Genomic DNA, 15,705 nt, shown 5'->3' with positions numbered 1-15,705 from the left:
GCCACCCGAATGGATTAAGCGCCATGACCGGGACGCCAGACGTCTTTCCGCCCGCCACGCCGGGCGGTACCCCGCTCGTTGCCCTGCCCGCTGGTCCGCGCAAGCCCGACCAGGTCAAGGGCAAGCTGTACATCAAGACCCACGGTTGCCAGATGAACGAGTACGACTCGGCCAAGATGGCCGACGTGCTTGCCGCCAGCGATGGCCTGGAACTGACCGACAACCCGGACGACGCCGACGTCATCCTGGTCAACACCTGCTCCATCCGCGAGAAGGCGCAGGAGAAGGTGTTCAGCCAGCTGGGCGTGTGGAAGGGCCTGAAGAACAAGGGCCGCGAAGTCATCATCGGCGTCGGCGGTTGCGTCGCCTCGCAGGAAGGCGAAGCGATCATCAAGCGCGCGCCGTTCGTGGACCTGGTGTTCGGCCCGCAGACCCTGCATCGCCTGCCGGAGCTGATCCGTGCACGTCGCGAGCAGAAGCGCCCGCAGGTCGACATCAGTTTCCCCGAGATCGAGAAGTTCGATCGCCTGCCCGAGCCGCGCGCCGAAGGTCCCTCGGCATTCGTGTCGATCATGGAAGGCTGTTCCAAGTACTGTTCGTTCTGCGTGGTGCCCTACACCCGCGGCACCGAAGTCAGTCGCCCGTTCGAGGACGTGGTGGTGGAAGTGGCGCAGCTGGCCGCACAGGGCGTGCGCGAGATCAACCTGCTCGGCCAGAACGTCAACGCGTATCGCGGGCCCTATGGTGACGGTGAGTTCGCCGACCTCGGCCTGCTGATCCGTACCATCGCCGAGATCGATGGGGTCGGCCGCATCCGCTTCACCACCTCGCACCCGCTGGAGTTCAGCGACTCGCTGATCGACGCGTTCCGCGACGTCCCGCAGCTGGCCAACTTCCTGCACCTGCCGGTGCAGGCCGGCAGCGACCGCGTGCTGTCGGCGATGAAGCGCGGGTACACCGCACTGGAATTCAAGTCGAAGATCCGCAAGCTGCGCGCGGTGCGCCCGGACATCTCGATCAGCTCGGACTTCATCGTCGGCTTCCCCGGCGAGACCGACGCCGATTTCGAGAAGACCATGAAGCTGATCGAGGACATCGGCTTCGACCACAGCTTCTCGTTCATCTATTCACGGCGCCCGGGCACGCCGGCCGCGGACCTGGAGGACACGATCAGCGATGCCGAAAAGCACGCGCGCCTGTCGCGCCTGCAGGAGCGCATCAACGCCCATGCCGCCGGCATCTCCGAGAAGATGGTCGGCACCGTGCAGGCCGTGCTGGTGGAGGGGCCGTCGCGCAAGAATCCGAACGAGCTGACCGGCAAGACCGAGAACATGCGGTCGGTGAATTTCCCGGCGCCTGCGCGGTTGATCGGCCAGTTCGTGGATGTGCTGATCACCGAGGCGCTGACCAACTCGCTGCGCGGGCGCGTGGTGGCCGAATAAGGCCCCGGTGAAGGGGGTCGGAGCCCCTGCGGGGATCCGACCCCCTGCCTTCAATCCAGGCGCTTGCGGAAACGCAGGATCGCCAGGGTCATCATCACCCCGATGAAGGCCAGCAGCGCCAGTGCATCCGGCCACAGCTCCCACAACGGGGCGCCGCGCAGCATGATGCCGCGCACCAGGCGCAGGAAGTGGGTCAGCGGCAGCACTTCGGCCAGCCACTGAACGGGCCGCGGCATGCCCGCGAACGGGAACATGAAGCCCGACAGCAGGATCGACGGCAGGAACAGGAACAAGGTCATCTGCATGGCCTGGAACTGCGAGCGCGCGCGCGTGGAGATCAACAGGCCCAGCGCCAGGTTGGCCAGCACCAGCAGTACCGCGGCCAGATAGATATCGAGCAGGCTGCCGCGAATGGGTACCTGGAACAGCCACGTACCCAGCACCAGCACCAGCGTGGTCTGCAGCAGGCCGATGGCTGCATAGGGCAGCACCTTGCCGACCATCAGTTCGCTGCGTGACACCGGCGTGGCGATCAGCAGCTCCATGTTCCCGCGCTCGCGTTCACGCACCACCGCCACCGCGGTGAACATCACCAGGGTCATGGTCAGGATCACCCCGATCAGGCCCGGCACGATGTTCACCGCCGAACGCCGCTGCGGGTTGTAGAAGCTGGTCACGCTGATTGGACCACTGGCGATGCTGCCTTCGCGCAGTGGCCGCGTGTTGCTGGTCGGGCGCGTGTCCAGCGGCACCTGCGCCAGCTGGATCGCCGCGCTCTGCACCACGGTGTCGCTGCCATCGACCAGCACCTGCACTGCTTCGCGACCGTCGAAGCGGCGACGCTCGAAGTCGGCCGGCACCACGATGCCGACACTGATCTCGCCGCGGCGCAGCGCCTGCATCAGCTGGTCCGGTGTGTAGGCCTCGCTGCGCGGCGTGATCACGCCGGTGGCCACCATGTCCTGCACCAGCGCGCGCGAAGCGGCGCTGTTGGACTGGTCGGCGACACCCGCATCCAGGTGGCGCAGGTTGAGGTTGATCGCATACCCGAACAGCAGCAGCTGCATCACCGGGATGCCGACGATCATCGCCAGCGTGATGCGGTCGCGGCGCAATTGCCGCAACTCCTTGAGCATGATCGCCCACAGCCGGCGCAGGTTCATGCCGCCGGCTCCCGACCGCGGCCACGGGTGGCGGCCACGAACACGTCTTCCAGGTTCGGCGCCACCGTCTCGATGCGGGCCTGCGGGTCAGCGTTGGCCAGCGCACGGCCCAGCACCGCGATGTCCGCCGCTCCCTCATTGCACAGCACGCGCAGATGGGTACCGATCTGCGCCACGCTGAGCACACCGGGCAGATCGGCCAGTGCGCGGCTGGCCAGGCGCGGCTGCGACGCGGTGACCTGCAGCGTGCGCCCTTGCAACCGCGCGCACAGCTCAGCCGGCGTGCCATCGGCCACCAGCGCGCCGCGATCCAGGATCGCCAGCCGGTGGCAGCGCTCGGCTTCGTCCATGTAATGGGTCGACACCAGCACCGTGGTGCCGGCGTCGGCCAGTTCGAACAGGGCCTCCCAGAAATCGCGGCGCGATTCCGGATCGACCGCGCTGGTCGGCTCGTCCAGGAACAGCAGCTCGGGCGAATGCACCACCGCACCGGCCAAGGCCAGGCGCTGCTTCTGGCCACCGCTGAGGGTACCGGCCAGCTGGGGCTGACGGTCGTGCAACCGGTACTGCTGCAGCAGCGCCTCCACCCGCTGCCGGGCCTGCACGCGCGGCAGGTCCTGGATCGCAGCGAGGAATTCCAGGTTTTCGCGCACCGACAGGTCTTCATAGAGCGAGAAGCGCTGGGTCATGTAGCCGATCCGGCGGCGCAGTGCTTCCGCCTGCTCCGGCACGGACAGGCCCAGCACCTCGATCCGCCCAGCACTCGGCTCCAGCAGCCCGCACAGCATGCGGATGGTGGTCGACTTTCCGGATCCGTTCGGCCCGAGGAACCCGTACACCTGCCCGCGCGGCACGCTCAGGTCGACGTTGTCCACGGCCAGCAGCTCACCGAAGCGGCGGGTCAGGCCCCGCGCGTGCACCGCGATGTCGCCGCCGGTGTTCAGAAGCGCACCTGGACCGGTACCCCGGCCGGCAGCGCCTGCATGTCGGCGGCTGCATCCACCTCGATCTCGGCGAGGTAGCTCAGGCGCTCCACGTCATCGCCAGTCAATGCGTAGTAGGGGGTGAATGAAGGCTCGCTGCGGATCGCGCGCACGTGCCCCTGCAGTACGGTACTGCCCCCTTCCAGCTGTATCTGCGCGGCCTGCCCGACCTTGACCTGCAGCCGCAGCGGCTGCGGCAGGTAGACGCGCGCATGGGGGCGCTCGCCCACCAGCATCACCACCAGCGGCGCACCGACCGGCGCCTGGTCACCCTGCCGGTAGGGCAAGGCATCGACCGTGCCATCACGCGGCGCGCGCAGCTGCAGCTTCTGCAGGTTGACCCCCTGCAACACCTGCTGCGCCTGCGCAGCATCGGCGGTCGCCTGGCCCTGGGCGATGTCCTGCGCGCGGCTGCCGTGCACCAGTTCCAGCCAGGCCTGCTCGGCAGCCCGTACGCTGGCCTCGGCATTGCCGGCGGCGGCGCGTGCGCGGTCCAGTTCGGCAGCGGCGATCAGGCGCTGGCGTGCCAGCGGCTGCACCCGACGGTAGTACGCGCTGGCCTCGGCGGACTGCGCTCGCAGCGCGGCCAGCTGCGCCTGGGCCTGCGCGATCTGTTCCTGGCGCGGGCCGATCCTCAGTTCTTCCAGCTGCGCCTGCGCGCGCGCCGTGTCGGCCTGTGCTGCGGCGAACTGCGCATCGCCGCGGGCGGAATCGAGCTGCATCAGCACGGCCCCGGCCTTGACCTGCTGGCCCTCGCGCACCTCCACCGAGGAGATCACCTCGGCCGCCGGCGCAGGCACCGTGACCCGGTCCCATTCCAGCGTACCCAGTGCAACCGGCGGCGCCTGGCCGCACCCGGCCAGCAGGCCGAGGCCCGCCAGTCCGGCGCCACGCATCCGCTTGCCGATGCCCATGCCATCCCCTCCCGCGACAGCGCCACGGTGCCATGCCGCCCGTGCACCCGCAATGATCCCGATCAGCCTGACGGTTTTTTCACCACGCAGCGCCAGGCCTCGTGCCACAAGGCTCGGCCCCATCTATCCACAGGTTCGTTGCACCGCCGTCCACATCGCATGTGGAAAACCCGCTGGCGCCTGGCCATATTTTCACCACGACATCATCTCCCTTGTGGCACAAGCGCTGCGAAGGACTATCCACAGCTTTCCGCAGCCGCGGTCCACACCGGGTGTGGAAAACCGCGTGGTGCCACACTGTTCCGATGCGCACGCTGGCCGCTTGCCCTGCACGCGCGTAACCTTGTCATCCCGAGTCCATCGCGGTGGACGGCGAACCCGCCCCACCCCAAGCAATGAAAAGCATCGAGCATCGAGACTTCAGCCTGTCGCCGGAAGACAACGAGCGGCTGGCCAACCTGTGCGGCCCCTTCGATGGCCATCTGCGCCAGATCGAGCTGAAGCTCGGTGTGGAGATCGCCAATCGTGGCTTCGTGTTCCGTATCAGCGGGCCCGGCGAGGCAATCGTCGAGGCGCAGAAGCTGGTCGAGGCGCTGTACGCCGAAGCCGGCGAGACTGTCTTCGACAACCATGCCATCCACCTGCGCCTGGCGCAGGCCAATGTCGAACAGATCGCCGAACGCTCGTACGAGGCACAGGAGGTGGCGATCAAGGTCAAGCGCGGTACCGTGCGCGGCCGTGGCGCCAACCAGGCCCGCTACCTGCACCAGATCGCCACCCATGACATCAACTTCGGCATCGGCCCGGCCGGCACCGGCAAGACCTTCCTGGCCGTGGCCAGCGCGGTCGAAGCGCTGAACGAATCACGGGTACAGCGCTTGATCCTGGTGCGCCCGGCGGTGGAAGCCGGCGAGAAGCTGGGCTTCCTGCCCGGCGACCTGAGCCAGAAGGTCGACCCCTACCTGCGACCGCTGTACGACGCCCTGTACGAGATGATGGGCGTGGAGAAGGTGGTCAAGCTGCTGGAAAAGAACGTCATCGAGATCGCGCCGCTGGCCTACATGCGCGGCCGCACGCTCAACGATGCCTTCGTGATCCTGGACGAAGCCCAGAACACCACCATCGAGCAGATGAAGATGTTCCTGACCCGCCTGGGCTACGGCTCCACCGCCGTGGTCACCGGCGACCTGACCCAGACCGACCTGCCCAAGCACGTGAAGTCCGGCCTGCGCGACGCCATCGATGTGCTGCGCGACGTCGAAGGTGTCAGCTTCACCTTCTTCGAGTCGCGCGACGTGGTCCGCCACCCGCTGGTGGCGCGTATCGTCAGCGCCTACGACCGCCGCGACCTGCATCAGATCCAACCTGGAGCAACTCCATGACCCGTGGTCCCGTGCGACTGGACGTCGCCGTCAGTTATGCCCTGCCGCGTACCGGCCTGCCGGCGGCAGTCAGCTTCCGCAAGTGGGTGGCCGCTGCGCTGAAAGGCCGCATCCGCGAAGCCGACCTGGCCATCCGCGTGGTCGATGCCAAGGAAGGGCAGTCACTGAACCGCCATTACCGCGGCAAGGATTATGCGACCAACGTGCTCAGCTTCCCGGCCGAAGTGCCCGAAGGCCTGCCCAAGGGTGTCAAGTTTCCGCTGCTGGGTGACCTGGTGATCTGCGCACCGGTGGTCGCCCGCGAGGCCGAGGAACAGGGCAAGGCGCTCAACGCCCACTACGCGCACCTGACCGTACACGGCGTACTGCACCTGCTCGGCTGGGACCACGAGGACGACAAGGAAGCCGACGCGATGGAGCAGCTGGAGCGTGAGATCCTGGCCGAGCTCGGCATCGCCGATCCTTACGCCGGCGAGCGCTGACGTCGGGCTCTGTTCCGAGCCCACGCACTCACGGAAGAGGAGCGCAGCATGACCCTGCCCGCACTTGTGCTTGCCGCGCTGCTGCAGTCCGGGGCAGGCCTGATGCCCGATCCTGACCGTCCATCACCGTTCCCCGCCAGCGACAGCGAGGCTGACATCGCCGCAAAGATCGCCGAACTAAGGGCGTTCTTCGGCAGCAGCGAGCGCGACACTCGCAATATCGTCGCCACTGCCCAACAACGGGCGCTGATCGAGCGCCTGGAAGCGCGACACGCGGCACGCCTGGCCGGTGTCTGGGTGGACAACGCAACGGGCTGGAACGTCGTGGTGCGACTGACCGGCGCCGTACCCGCGGCCGATGAGACACATCCAGGGGCGGCTGGCCCGCAACACGTGCACTACGTCACTGGCGCCGCGATGACCGAAGTGGAGATGAGGCGCCGCCTGCACGCACAGCAGGACTGGCTGCGGGCCCAGCTGCCGGACCTGTTCGGCTACCGCTTGGATGTCATGACCGGGGAGCTGGAGGTGGAGCTGCGGGAACCAGCGAACCGCGCGACGACAATCGCCGTGCGCGACCGCCTGCAGATGCGACTGGGCTACCCGGTCAGGCTGCGCTGGTACCCTGCGACATCGCAGCAGCGGTCGCCCTGATCCAGCCGGCCCGTAGGCGCCGGTCCGCGCGGCGCGCTATTGTTTGCCCCCGGCATCGGGCGCAGGGAACCATGGATGACCTCGGAAAATGACTTGATGGCGTTTACGATCGGCCTGGGCCTATTCGCCGTTTTGCTGCTGCTTGGCACTTATGCCGTGCGCCGCATCATTGCTCGGCCCGCCGGCGGTAGGCACTGGCTGCTGCGCAGCCTGGCCCTGCTCTCGCCCTCGTGTCTGCTGGTCGGGCTGGCGGTCGGCTTGATCGGCCCCCACCTCACGGATAGACCGGAACCCGCCCACCCGCCCGGGCTCTGGGAAACGTCGATGATGCTGATACTGGTCGGCGCTGCGACCCTGCCGGTGCTATGGCGGACGGTGCTGCAGCAGCGGCTTGGCCGTCCGGTCAACACGCTTCCGTTCTTCCATGCGAGCCGCACCTCGCTGCTGGTGCTGTTCGCGCTGGCCGTGATCTACATGAAAGTAGCGAGGACAACAGCGTCGGAACTGATGCCCTGGCTGACCAGCCCGGGCCTGTGGCCGGCGGTGGCGCGCATCGCGGGGCAATCGATGCAGATCACCATGCTTGCGGTCGTGCTGACCCTCTCACTGATGGTCGTGCGGCGGGCGGTGACCGGTTTCCTGCGCCTTCTCACCGGGCCGTTCAGGCGCTCGCCGGGGCTATGATGGCAGACCTCCGTCTACGGAATCCGCCCGTGTCGCTGCGCTGCTGCCTGCCTCTGCTGTATGTCCTTGCGGCCCCATCCGCTTTCGCCTCCAGCCTGGACCTGCCCGCCCTGATCGAGTGCCGCCAGGGCGTGGCCGAGCAGGCCGCGCTGGCGCCCCTGCTGGCTGATCCGCTGAAGGCCGTGGCCCAGGGCCTGCAGCCGCTGCCGCAGGGCAACCAGTTCATGAGCGAGTACCGCCTGGCCCAGCCGATCAGCGTGTTCGGTGCGCGCACCGAACGGGTCGCCGTGGCCGGGTCCAGCGTCATGGCCATCCTCGACCAGGCCGATCCGCGGCCACTGGCCAGGCAGCTGGGGCTGGAGACCGGCTACGACCAGGACGGCAAGTTCATGGCCGGCCGCGAGCTGGTCAGCCGGGACGTGACCGACCCGAAGACCGGCGAGGCCCAGATCGAATCGATCATCCTCAGCGTCTCTACCGTGGCCTCCCATCCGGGCAAGACCCTGGCTGGCTGTACCTACAGCCTGGACCTGCCCGAGGAAGAGGCCCCCGCCCGGCCTGAACTGGCCCCGCCACCGATCACCGGGCCGGGCAGCGACGGTCGCTGACAGGGCGCCACATCCTGCTAGACTTGGGCCATCGCCCGGCTTGCCGGGTGCCCTTTTTCCAGAGATGTCAGAAGACGACAGTAGTAGCTCCGCACAGGAGCCCAGTGAAAAGAAGCGCGGCTGGCTTGAACGCCTGACCTCCGCTTTCTCCGGCGAACCCCATACCCGCGACGAGCTGGTCGCTGTCCTGCACACCGCGCAGGAAGAGGGTCTGATCGCCGCCGATACCCTGAAGATGATGGAAGGCGCCATTGCGGTGGCCGAGCTGACCGTGGGCGACGTGATGATCTCGCGCTCGCAGATGGTTTCGCTGCCGGTCGAAGCGCCGTTCCTGGAACTGATGAAGCAGGTGGTCGAATCCGGCCATTCGCGCTTCCCGGTGCACGGCGAGAACAAGGACGACATCCTTGGCATCCTGCTGGCCAAGGACCTGCTGCGCGGCGTGGTCGCCGACAACGGCCCGGCCAACGTGCGCGAGCTGCTGCGCCCGGCGGTGCTGATCCCGGAGGCGAAGAAGCTCAACGTGCTGCTGAAGGAGTTCCGCCTGTCACGCAACCACATGGCCATCGTGGTCGACGAGTACGGCGGTGTCGCCGGCCTGGTCACCATCGAGGACGTGCTGGAACAGATCGTCGGCGAGATCGACGACGAGCATGACGAGGCCGAGGATCCGTCGGCGCAGATCGCCATCCAGTCCGACGGCCAGTACGTGGTCGACGCACTGACCCCGATCGGCGACTTCAACGAGCGTTTCGGCGCCACGTTCTCCGACGAGGACTACGACACCATCGGCGGCCTGGTCACCGAGGCCGTGGGCCATCTGCCGGAAGTCGGCGATGAGCTGGCCCTGGACCGTTTCATGTTCCGCGTGGCCCGCGCCGATGCGCGCCGGGTGCAGGCCTTCCACGTGACCGTGCTGCCGCCGGACGCGCAGGACGACGCTTGAAGCGCCGCGGCCCCGTCCTGGCACTGCGCCTGACGATGTGGCTGGCACTGTGCGTGCTGGCCATGGTCCTGCCGCTGGCTGCCTTCGCGCAGCCGGCGGCGAGCACGCCCGCGCCTGCCGCCGCCGGCGCCGAGGCTGCGGCCCCGCGCATCGGCGTGGTGACCATGCAGCCGGGCACGGTGTTCTTCGAGCGCTTCGGCCACGATGCCATCGTGGTGATCGATCCGCTCAGCGGCCAAGCGACCTCATACAACTTCGGCTACTTCGATCCGTCCGAGGACGATTTCATCAGCCGCTTCGTGCGCGGCGACATGATGTATTACCTGGTGGCGCTGCCGCTGCAGCAGGACCTGTCGTACTACGACGAGACCGGCCGCGGTGCCAGCGTGCAATGGCTGGACCTGCGCCCGGACCAGGCGCGTGCGCTGGCCGCCGACCTGGCCGAACGAGCCAAGCCGGAAAACGCGCGCTACCACTACGACTACTACACCGCCAACTGCGCCACGATGGTGCGCGACACGGTGGACAAGGCGCTGGGCGGCGGCCTGCAATCGCAGCTGTCGGGGCGCTCGCGCGGCAATACCTACCGCAGTGAATCGGTGCGCCTGGCCTCGCCGGCGCCGTGGATGTGGCTGGGCTTCGATGTCGGCCTCGGGCCGTTCGCCGACCAGCCGCTGTCGCGCTGGCAGGAAGCCTTCGTGCCGATGCGCCTGGCCGACGCGCTGCGCCAGGCACGCAACAGCGACGGCCGGCCGCTGGTGCAGTCCGAACAGGAACTGCTGCCGCACCGCATCGATCCGGAGCCGAAGGAATTCGCGCGCCGCTGGTGGCCGTGGCTGCTGCTGGGGCTGGTCGTGGCCGGCGGCGTGCTGGCGCTGCGCAACCGCCCGCGCCTGCTGGCCGGGCTGGCCCTGCCGTTCTGGCTGCTGTGTGCCATCGCTGGCAGCCTGCTGGTGTTCCTGTGGGGCTTCAGCACCCACTACGCCGCCTGGGCCAACCGCAACCTGCTGCTGCTTTCGCCGCTGGCCGTGCTGCTGCTGCCGGGCGCGATCGCACTGCTGCGCCGGCGCGTGCCGGGCCGCATGTTCAGGGTCGTGCTGTGGCTGCTGGCGGTGCAGGCCGTGGCGGCGCTGGTACTGCACTGGCTGAGCCTGCAGGCGCAGTACAACGTACAGTGGATCGTCCTGCTGCTGCCGGTGCACGCGGCGCTGGCCTGGGTGCTGGGGCGCCGTCCTCACTTGTCCGAAACACGGCGCTGACGCACGATGGCGGGCATGTCATTGCCCGCCTCCGCTTCCGCCCCGGCTTCGGCCAACCCCGCCTGCGTCATCAACTGCGTCCACTACGATGACGAGGGCAAGCGCCACGACATCGGCCTGGATGCCATCAGCGACGTCATTGCCAGCGGCAACGGCTTTGTCTGGGTCGGCCTGTACGATCCCAACGACGATGTACTGCTGAAGCTGCAGGAAGAATTCTGCCTGCACGACCTGGCCATCGAGGACGCGCGCAACGCGCACCAGCGGCCCAAGGTCGAGACCTACGGCAATTCGATGTTCGTGGTGGTGACCACCGCGCAGATGGTCGACGAGCGCATCCAGTATGGCGAAACCCATGCCTTCCTCGGCCCGCGCTTCCTGGTGACGGTGCGCCACGGCGCCTCACTGTCGTACGCGCCGGTGCGGGCGCGGGTCGAGCGTGAGCCGCAGCTGCTGAAGATGGGCCCGTCGTACTGCCTCTACGCAGTGACCGACTTCGTGGTCGACAACTACCTGCCGATCGTGCACCGCTTCCGCGACACCCTGGACCTGCTGGAAAAGGACATCTTCGCCGAGAACTACAAGCGCAGCACCGTGGTGCGGCTGTACGAGCTCAAGCGCGAACTGAACAAGATGCGGATGGCGGTGGCACCGCTGCAGGACGTACTGGCGCAGTTGCGCCGCTACCAGGGCGAGTTGATCCCCGACGAAGTGAAGCTGTACATCCGTGACGTGCACGACCACGCGGTGCGCATCAGCGATGTGATCGATACCTTGCGCGAGATGCTCGGCACCGCGCTCAGCGTCAACCTGTCGCTGGTGACGCTGGCGCAGGGCGAGACGGTCAAGCGCCTCGGCGCCTGGGCCGCGCTGCTGGCGGCGCCGACGCTGATCACCAGCTGGTATGGCATGAACTTCAGCCACATGCCGGAGCTGAGCCAGCCGTGGTCATATCCGCTGATGATTGTCGGCGTGGGCGGCGTGTGCGTGGGCCTGTACCGGTTGTTCAAGCGCGCGAAGTGGTTGTGACCCGCTGCTGGTAGCGCCGGCCGCTGGCCAGCAATCGGGGCAATGCCGGCCAGCGGCCGGCACTACCCTTCGGCATCAAGCCACGTAGACGGTCTTGATGTTCATGAACTCGTGGATGCCGTGGTCGGCCAGTTCCCGGCCGAAGCCGGACTGTTTGCTGCCGCCGAACGGCAGCCGGGCGTCGCTCTTGACGATGGCGTTGACGAACGCGGCGCCGCACTCCATGCGCTGCGCGAACGCTTCGCCGCGCACCGGGTCGCGCGTCCACACGCTGCCGCCCAGGCCGAAGCGGGTGTCGTTGGCCACGCGCAGTGCCTCGGCCTCGTCGGCGACCCGGATCACCGCAGCCACCGGCCCGAACAGTTCCTCGTCGTAGGCCGGCATGCCCGAGCCGACCTGGTCGAGCACGGTGGCCGGATAGCCTGCATGCGTGCCGGCGATCGGCTCGCCACCGACCCGCACCCGCGCGCCCTTGGCCACGCTGGCCTGCACCTGCTTGTGCAGTTCATCGCGCAGGTCGGCACGGGCCATCGGCGCCAGCGTGGTACCACGCTCGTCCGGGTCGCCGTACTGGCGCTGGCCGGCCGCTTCGACAAAGCGCCGGGTGAACTCATCGGCGACCGCTTCGACCACGATGAAACGCTTGGCGGCAATGCAGGTCTGCCCGCTGTTGTCGAAGCGCGACTTCACCGCCGCGGCCACGGTCCTGTCCAGGTCGGCGTCATCGAGCACCACGAAGGCATCGCTGCCGCCCAGCTCCATCACCGACTTCTTCAGCTGGCCACCGGCATTGGCCGCGATCGAGCGCCCTGCCCGCTCGCTGCCGGTCAGCGTCACCGCCTTCACCCGCGCGTCGCGCAGCACCTCGGCCGCCTGGTCGTTGTCGATGTGCAGCACGTCGAATACGCCCTCCGGCAATCCTCCATCACGGCACACGGCCAGGATCAGGTCAGCGCACTGCGGCACATTGCTGGCGTGCTTGAGCAGCGCCACGTTGCCGGCCATCAAGGCCGGTGCAAGGAATCGGAATACCTGCCAGATCGGGAAATTCCACGGCATCACCGCGAACACGCAGCCGATCGGCTCGTAGCGCACGTAGCTGCGCTGGGCTTCGGTGTCGATCAGCTGCGGCTTCAGATAGTCGGCCGCGTGGTCCGCGTAGTACTCGCAGGCGGCCGCACATTTGTCGACTTCGGCCAGCGCTTCGGCCTTGAGCTTGCCCATCTCATGGGTCATCGCCTGCTGCAGGTCGTCGCGGCGCGTGCGCAACTGCGCCGCGATCTGGCGCAGGATCGCGCCGCGTTCCTGCAGCGAACGCTCGGCCCAGCCGGGGAACGCATCGGCGGCGGCCTGCAGGCGCTGCTCGATGTCAGCAGCGCCCATCAGTTCATGGCGGTAGGTCACCTGGCCGGTGGCCGGGTCGATGATCTCGACGATCATGGGGGGTCTCCATCAAAGTGACCCCCATTGTGCGCCGCCGGCCGTGAGCCGGATGTTGCCGGCGCTGTCGACAGACCGTGTGCTCAGCCGTTGTCCTGCCGTGCCAGCTGCAGGTCACGCTGGCGCCGCTTCTCGGCGCGGGCGTTGATGTACCAGCCGATCACTGCAGCGATCGACACGGCCGACACCAGCAGCGTGGCCAACGCGTTGATCTTCGGGCTGATGCCCATGCGCACCGAGGCGAACACTTTCATCGGCAGCGTGGTCGAGCCCGGCGTGGCCACGAAACTGGCCACCACCACGTCATCCAGCGACAGCGTGAAGGCCAGCAGCCAGCCCGCCACCAGAGCCGGCGCGATGATCGGCAGGGTGATGCGGGTGAATACGGTCAACCGGCTGGCACCGAGGTCCATCGCCGCTTCTTCCAGCGACAGGTCCATTTCCTGCAGGCGCGAGGACACCACCACGGTGACGAAGCACAGGGTGAAGGTCACGTGTGCGATCCAGATGGTGGCCAGGCCACGCGCGGGGAAGCCGGGAATCGCGCCCATCGAGGCCAGCAGCGCCATCAGCGAGAAGCCCAGGATCACATCCGGCATCACCAGCGGCGCGGTGACCAGCGCACCGAACAGCGGCTTGCCCCGGAAACGCTTGAAACGGGTCATCACCATCGCCGCCAGCGTACCCAGCACGGTGGCGGTGCAGGCGGTCCAGAACGCCACCACCAGGCTGGTCCACATCGCATCCATCAGCGCACGGTCGGCGAACAGGTCGCTGTAGGCACGGGTGGAGAACCCGGCCCAGACCATCGCCAGCCGCGAACTGTTGAACGAATAGAACATCAACAGCAGGATCGGCAGGTACAGGAAGGCGAAGCCGAGCAGCAGCACGCCCAGACCCAGGCCCTTGGCGGTACGCGGGCTCATGCCTGCTTCCCTTCCAGCAGGCGCTGCTGGGAACGGTTGAACAGCAGGATCGGCACCAGCAGCAACAGGATCATCGCCACCGCCATCGCCGAGGCGCCTGGCCAGTTGCGGTTGTTGAAGAACTCGTTCCACAGCTGGCGGCCGACCATCAGCGTCTCCGAACCACCGAGCATTTCCGGGATCACGAACTCACCCACCGCCGGGATCATCACCAGCATGCAGCCGGCGATGATGCCGGCCCTGGACAGCGGCAAGGTGATGCGCAGGAACGCCTGCCACGGCTTGGCGCCGAGGTCGTAGGCCGCTTCCAGCAGGCGGTGGTCATGCTTGACCAGGTTGGCGTACAGCGGCAGCACCATGAACGGCAGGTAGCAGTAGACGATGCCGATGTAGGCGGCCGTCGGCGTATCGATCAGCTGCAGCTTCGGCAGCCCCATCGACGTCATCAGCGTCTGCAGGCCAGTGAACTGCAGGAACTGGTCGAGCAGGCCATTGCGGTCCAGGATCGCCTTCCACGCGTACACGCGGATCAGGAACGAGGTCCACGACGGCAGCACCACCAGCATCATCGCCACGTTGCGCGCGGCCGGCGACAGGCGCGCGATGGCATAGGCCATCGGGTAGCCGATCAGCAGGGTCAGGAAAGTTGAGATCGCCGCGATCCTGATAGAACTCAGGAAGGCCTGCGCATAGATCGAATCGCGGAACAGCGCCAGGTAGTTTTCCAGGTTCAGCTTCAGCGAGAAGCCGCCGTCCGCGTACTGCAGCAGCCAGGTGTACGGCGGCGAGCCGACCCGGCTGAGCGAGAAGCTGATCATCAGCACGATCAGGAACGGCACTGCGAAGAACAGCAGCAGCCACAGGTACGGAATGCCGATCACCGTGGCACGCAGCCCCGGCAGCCAGCGCTTCAGGCCGGCGACGCTCATGAGGTCAGCACCACGCCGTCGTTGTCGCGCCAGTGCACCCACACGCTGTCCCCCCAGGTCAGGCCATCGCTGGCCCAGCGCTGCGAGTTGGCGAAATTGGCCAGCACCTTGGCACCGCTGGGCAGGCGCACGTGGTAGACCGAATGGCTGCCGAAATAGGCGATGTCCTCGATCACGCCCTGGGCCTTGTTGGTATGCCCTTCCGGCTCGTCCTTGCCGATCATCACCTTTTCCGGGCGCAGCGCGAATGCGACCGGCTGCCCTTCGTAACAGGTGATGCCATGGGCGATGTAGATCGGCGCCGGGAACAGCGGCGAGCGCACGGTCACATACTCGGGCAGGTCCTCGTCGATCACTCCATCGAACAGATTGACCGAACCGATGAACTCGGCAACGAAGCGGTTGGCCGGCTGCTCGTAGACCTCGTCCGGCTTGCCGACCTGCTGGATCCAGCCGGCATCCATCACCGCGATGCGGGTGGCCATGGTCATCGCTTCTTCCTGGTCGTGGGTGACCATCACGCAGGTCACGCCCGACGATTCGATGATGCTGACCAGTTCCAGCTGCATCTGCGAGCGCAGCTTCTTGTCCAGTGCGCCCATCGGCTCGTCCAGCAGCAGCAGCTTCGGCCCCTTGGCCAGCGACCGCGCCAGCGCCACGCGCTGCTGCTGGCCGCCGGACAGCTGGTGCGGCTTGCGCTTGCCCAGGTGGCCCATCTGCACCAGGTCCAGCATCTCGCCCACGCGCTTGCTGATCGCGTCCTTGCCCAGGCCGTCCTGCTTCAGGCCAAAGGCAATGTTCTGCTCCACCGTCATGTGCGGGAACAGGGCATAGGACTGGAACATCATGTTGACCGGCCGCTGG

Annotated in this window: 16 protein-coding genes; 9 read left to right on the top strand and 7 right to left on the bottom strand. The window is 67.3% G+C overall.

All coding sequences use genetic code 11. The features are described 5' to 3' along the window. Nucleotides 1-23 precede the first annotated feature (23 nt). A complete protein-coding gene (gene miaB / locus LRM18_RS13640) occupies nt 24-1,442 on the top strand; it encodes a tRNA (N6-isopentenyl adenosine(37)-C2)-methylthiotransferase MiaB (protein ID WP_270954830.1) in 1,419 nt (472 codons plus the stop codon). A gap of 50 nt (nt 1,443-1,492) precedes the next feature. On the opposite strand, the gene LRM18_RS13635 is transcribed toward miaB, so the two are convergent. The 3 genes from LRM18_RS13635 to LRM18_RS13625 are packed head-to-tail and all read right to left on the bottom strand — an operon-like array spanning nt 1,493 to nt 4,502. Next, complete coding sequence (locus LRM18_RS13635; protein ID WP_197638636.1) at nt 1,493-2,605, bottom strand: ABC transporter permease; 1,113 nt, start codon at nt 2,603-2,605, stop codon at nt 1,493-1,495. Then, on the bottom strand, nt 2,602-3,525 hold the full coding sequence (locus LRM18_RS13630) for an ABC transporter ATP-binding protein (protein WP_197638635.1): 924 nt from the start codon (nt 3,523-3,525) through the stop codon (nt 2,602-2,604). Before LRM18_RS13630 ends, LRM18_RS13635 begins: the two co-directional genes overlap by 4 nt. A 20-nt stretch (nt 3,526-3,545) precedes the next feature. Then, nucleotides 3,546-4,502, bottom strand: a complete 957-nt coding sequence (locus LRM18_RS13625; RefSeq protein ID WP_270954829.1) for an HlyD family efflux transporter periplasmic adaptor subunit — start codon at nt 4,500-4,502, stop codon at nt 3,546-3,548. A gap of 395 nt (nt 4,503-4,897) precedes the next feature. Here LRM18_RS13625 and LRM18_RS13620 point away from each other — a divergent pair, with 395 nt between their 5' ends. From LRM18_RS13620 to LRM18_RS13585, 8 genes are all read left to right on the top strand, one after another. Beyond that, nucleotides 4,898-5,884: a PhoH family protein gene (locus LRM18_RS13620; RefSeq protein WP_049469470.1), complete on the top strand. Its 987-nt coding sequence runs from the start codon at nt 4,898-4,900 to the stop codon at nt 5,882-5,884. Beyond that, nucleotides 5,881-6,366 (top strand): rRNA maturation RNase YbeY, encoded by a 486-nt coding sequence (gene ybeY, locus LRM18_RS13615; RefSeq protein ID WP_049469473.1) that lies wholly within the window; start codon nt 5,881-5,883, stop codon nt 6,364-6,366. The genes LRM18_RS13620 and ybeY overlap by 4 nt, the downstream gene beginning before the upstream one ends. Before the next feature lie 48 nt (nt 6,367-6,414). Next, nucleotides 6,415-7,020 carry a hypothetical protein gene (locus LRM18_RS13610; protein ID WP_270954828.1) on the top strand — a complete coding sequence of 202 codons (606 nt, stop codon included), beginning with the start codon at nt 6,415-6,417 and terminating at the stop codon, nt 7,018-7,020. Nucleotides 7,021-7,095: 75 nt separating this feature from the next. Then, on the top strand, nt 7,096-7,704 hold the full coding sequence (locus LRM18_RS13605; protein ID WP_270954827.1) for a hypothetical protein: 609 nt from the start codon (nt 7,096-7,098) through the stop codon (nt 7,702-7,704). Continuing rightward, a complete protein-coding gene (locus tag LRM18_RS13600) occupies nt 7,704-8,312 on the top strand; it encodes a hypothetical protein (RefSeq protein ID WP_080355582.1) in 609 nt (202 codons plus the stop codon). The genes LRM18_RS13605 and LRM18_RS13600 overlap by 1 nt, the downstream gene beginning before the upstream one ends. Nucleotides 8,313-8,376: 64 nt before the next feature. Beyond that, complete coding sequence (locus LRM18_RS13595; protein ID WP_049469485.1) at nt 8,377-9,258, top strand: transporter associated domain-containing protein; 882 nt, start codon at nt 8,377-8,379, stop codon at nt 9,256-9,258. Further along, nucleotides 9,255-10,517 carry a DUF4105 domain-containing protein gene (locus LRM18_RS13590; protein WP_270954826.1) on the top strand — a complete coding sequence of 421 codons (1,263 nt, stop codon included), beginning with the start codon at nt 9,255-9,257 and terminating at the stop codon, nt 10,515-10,517. The genes LRM18_RS13595 and LRM18_RS13590 overlap by 4 nt, the downstream gene beginning before the upstream one ends. A 6-nt stretch (nt 10,518-10,523) precedes the next feature. Beyond that, on the top strand, nt 10,524-11,546 hold the full coding sequence (locus tag LRM18_RS13585) for a magnesium and cobalt transport protein CorA (protein ID WP_049469491.1): 1,023 nt from the start codon (nt 10,524-10,526) through the stop codon (nt 11,544-11,546). A gap of 75 nt (nt 11,547-11,621) precedes the next feature. Here the strand turns inward: LRM18_RS13585 and LRM18_RS13580 are convergent, their stop codons facing one another. From LRM18_RS13580 to potA, 4 genes are all read right to left on the bottom strand, one after another. Beyond that, nucleotides 11,622-12,986, bottom strand: coding sequence for an NAD-dependent succinate-semialdehyde dehydrogenase (locus LRM18_RS13580; protein WP_270954825.1), 1,365 nt, complete (start codon nt 12,984-12,986; stop codon nt 11,622-11,624). Nucleotides 12,987-13,069: 83 nt separating this feature from the next. Next, nucleotides 13,070-13,912 carry an ABC transporter permease subunit gene (locus LRM18_RS13575; protein WP_005415928.1) on the bottom strand — a complete coding sequence of 281 codons (843 nt, stop codon included), beginning with the start codon at nt 13,910-13,912 and terminating at the stop codon, nt 13,070-13,072. Continuing rightward, nucleotides 13,909-14,841: an ABC transporter permease subunit gene (locus LRM18_RS13570; RefSeq protein WP_049469494.1), complete on the bottom strand. Its 933-nt coding sequence runs from the start codon at nt 14,839-14,841 to the stop codon at nt 13,909-13,911. The genes LRM18_RS13575 and LRM18_RS13570 overlap by 4 nt, the downstream gene beginning before the upstream one ends. Further along, the coding region (potA, locus tag LRM18_RS13565; protein ID WP_270954824.1) for a polyamine ABC transporter ATP-binding protein at nt 14,838-15,705 on the bottom strand (868 nt) is incomplete at its 5' end. The genes LRM18_RS13570 and potA, both read right to left, overlap by 4 nt.

The sequence above is a fragment of the Stenotrophomonas sp. PI_27 genome (genome assembly GCF_027854495.1).
Classification (GTDB): domain Bacteria; phylum Pseudomonadota; class Gammaproteobacteria; order Xanthomonadales; family Xanthomonadaceae; genus Stenotrophomonas; species Stenotrophomonas pavanii.
Note: the sequence above shows the minus strand (reverse complement) of the source record. Positions and strands in the feature narration are given on the sequence as shown.

Bases quoted from the DNA above. Each gene is read 5' to 3' on its own strand.
- miaB (WP_270954830.1), top strand. From the start codon at position 24: ATGACCGGGACGCCAGACGTCTTTCCGCCCGCCACGCCGGGCGGTACC.
- LRM18_RS13635 (WP_197638636.1), bottom strand. From the start codon at position 2,605: ATGAACCTGCGCCGGCTGTGGGCGATCATGCTCAAGGAGTTGCGGCAA.
- LRM18_RS13625 (WP_270954829.1), bottom strand. From the start codon at position 4,502: ATGGGCATCGGCAAGCGGATGCGTGGCGCCGGACTGGCGGGCCTCGGC.
- LRM18_RS13620 (WP_049469470.1), top strand. From the start codon at position 4,898: ATGAAAAGCATCGAGCATCGAGACTTCAGCCTGTCGCCGGAAGACAAC.
- ybeY (WP_049469473.1), top strand. From the start codon at position 5,881: ATGACCCGTGGTCCCGTGCGACTGGACGTCGCCGTCAGTTATGCCCTG.
- LRM18_RS13610 (WP_270954828.1), top strand. From the start codon at position 6,415: ATGACCCTGCCCGCACTTGTGCTTGCCGCGCTGCTGCAGTCCGGGGCA.
- LRM18_RS13605 (WP_270954827.1), top strand. From the start codon at position 7,096: ATGACCTCGGAAAATGACTTGATGGCGTTTACGATCGGCCTGGGCCTA.
- LRM18_RS13600 (WP_080355582.1), top strand. From the start codon at position 7,704: ATGGCAGACCTCCGTCTACGGAATCCGCCCGTGTCGCTGCGCTGCTGC.
- LRM18_RS13595 (WP_049469485.1), top strand. From the start codon at position 8,377: ATGTCAGAAGACGACAGTAGTAGCTCCGCACAGGAGCCCAGTGAAAAG.
- LRM18_RS13585 (WP_049469491.1), top strand. From the start codon at position 10,524: ATGGCGGGCATGTCATTGCCCGCCTCCGCTTCCGCCCCGGCTTCGGCC.
- LRM18_RS13580 (WP_270954825.1), bottom strand. From the start codon at position 12,986: ATGATCGTCGAGATCATCGACCCGGCCACCGGCCAGGTGACCTACCGC.
- LRM18_RS13575 (WP_005415928.1), bottom strand. From the start codon at position 13,912: ATGAGCCCGCGTACCGCCAAGGGCCTGGGTCTGGGCGTGCTGCTGCTC.
- LRM18_RS13570 (WP_049469494.1), bottom strand. From the start codon at position 14,841: ATGAGCGTCGCCGGCCTGAAGCGCTGGCTGCCGGGGCTGCGTGCCACG.